The following is a 1,718-nucleotide window of genomic DNA, read 5'->3' as shown; positions in this document are numbered from 1 at the left end:
GCGCATGCGGCCCGACCGCATCGTGGTCGGGGAAATGCGCGAGGGGTCCGCCGCTCTGGAAACCCTCAAGGCCTGGAATACCGGCCACCCCGGCGGGGTCTCGACGATCCATGCGAATTCGGCCCGCGAGGCGCTGAGCCGTCTCGAAGACCTGCTGCAGGAAGTGGTGGCCTCGCCGTCGCCGCGGATGGTCGCTCAGGCCGTGGACATCCTCGTGCACATCGCCCGAACCCGGACAGGTCGATCCGTCGAGGCCGTGCTGGAGCTCAAGGGGCTAGACGCCACGGGCTACGTGCTTTGTGGCGCGACCTAGGCCCCGAACAGACCAAAGGTTGTGGAAGAGGCCTGAAAGCATCCGGCGCGCGCCATTTGCCAGTTTCTCGCCTCGTGGCGCAAGTCGTCCAAGACGTGGCAGCAACTCATCGAGACGTGCCGGAAGGTTGCGCGAAACATGCGATTAAGTTGTTCAAGACATTCGGATATTGTATTCTACAACCCTGTTGACAACCCGAATCAAGATGCGCTTGGATTGCAACTATAGCGCGACAACGCGCTGAGGATTGCACGAATGCGCAAGATATTCTCACGCGGCCTTTCGGTCGCGACGGCGGCTTGCGGCCTGGCGATCGCGGGTCCGGCTCTGGCGGGCGGCGCCGGTATGCCCTGGGAAGGGCCGCTGCAGCAGATCGTCGAGTCGGTCACCGGACCGGTGGTCCAGGCCGCCGCGGTTGTGGCGGTGGTCATCTTCGGCGCCGGGATCGCCATGAGCGAGAGCGGGTCGGGCATGCGCCGCGGCCTCGGCATCCTCTTCGGTCTGTCGATCGCCTTCGCCGCCTCGACCTTCTTTCTGGACTTCTTCGGCTTCGCCGGCGGCGCGGAGATCGGGTGATGTCGGGCGCGCTGCATCGGGAAGGCTGGGACGTGCCGGTGGCTCAGGGGCTCGCCGAGCCCGTCCTGCTCGCCGGCATGCCGCGTGACTATGCGATCGTCATGGGCACGGTGGCCCTGGTCCTCGGACTGGCGCTGCGCATCTGGTGGCTGGGCCTGCTCTGGTGGGCCGCGGCCCATGCGCTCGGGCTCTACGTCGCCCGCACCGACAAGCGCTTCTTCGACGTCCTGCGCCGCCATCTCGGGCGAGCCGGGCATCTGGACGCGTGAGGCCGCCATGCGTTTCCTCGACGAAGCCCTCCGCCGACCCGCCAGCCTCGCCGACCACCTGCCCTGGGCGGCGCTGGTCGCCCCAGGGGTGGTCCTCAACAAGGACGGCTCTTTCCTGACCGCCATGAGCTTCCGGGGACCCGATCTGGAGTCCTCCACGGAAGACGAGCTGATGGCGGTCCGCGCACGGCTCAACAACGCCCTGAAGCGCCTAGGCACCGGCTGGTGCCTGCACGTCGAGGCCCGCCGCCGCCCGGCCGACCCATACCCCGACAGCGAGCCGCCGGTGTCGGCCGCCTGGCTCCTCGACGCCGAGCGCCGCGCGGTCTTCGAGACCGCCGAGCCGGCGTTCGAGACCGACTTCCGCCTGGGTCTGACCTGGCTGCCGCCGGCCGACGACACGCGGCGCATCGCGCGCATGATGTTCGACGGCCTGGCCCGGGGCGACCGCGACTGGCGCGCGGCCCTGGAAGCGTTCCAGCGCGAAGCCGACGCGATCCTGGACCTGATCGCCGACGCCCTGCCGCAGGCCGAGCGCCTGGGCGACGGCGCCTTGCTCA

The 1,718-nt window shown here is 68.9% G+C and carries 3 protein-coding genes and 1 pseudogene; all 4 read left to right on the top strand.

Annotated elements, in window-relative coordinates:
- A partial coding sequence (locus tag JNK30_RS10250) for an ATPase, T2SS/T4P/T4SS family (RefSeq protein WP_293482137.1) occupies positions 1-313 on the top strand: 313 nt, incomplete at its 5' end.
- A gap of 255 nt (positions 314-568) precedes the next feature.
- Positions 569-889, top strand: a complete 321-nt coding sequence (locus tag JNK30_RS10245) for a TrbC/VirB2 family protein (RefSeq protein WP_293356432.1) — start codon at positions 569-571, stop codon at positions 887-889.
- Entirely contained in the window at positions 889-1,158 is a 270-nt protein-coding gene (locus tag JNK30_RS10240; protein ID WP_293482136.1) for a VirB3 family type IV secretion system protein, read from the top strand. Before JNK30_RS10245 ends, JNK30_RS10240 begins: the two co-directional genes overlap by 1 nt.
- Positions 1,159-1,165: 7 nt before the next feature.
- Positions 1,166-1,718, top strand: a pseudogene (locus tag JNK30_RS10235) (conjugal transfer protein TrbE); the annotation flags it as partial.

It is taken from the genome of Phenylobacterium sp., assembly GCF_016793225.1.
Classification (GTDB): Bacteria; Pseudomonadota; Alphaproteobacteria; order Caulobacterales; family Caulobacteraceae; genus Phenylobacterium.
Note: the sequence above shows the minus strand (reverse complement) of the source record. Positions and strands in the feature narration are given on the sequence as shown.

Coding starts and splice junctions, on each gene's coding strand:
- JNK30_RS10240 (WP_293482136.1), top strand. CDS start 889: ATGTCGGGCGCGCTGCATCGGGAAGGCTGGGACGTGCCGGTGGCTCAG.
- JNK30_RS10245 (WP_293356432.1), top strand. CDS start 569: ATGCGCAAGATATTCTCACGCGGCCTTTCGGTCGCGACGGCGGCTTGC.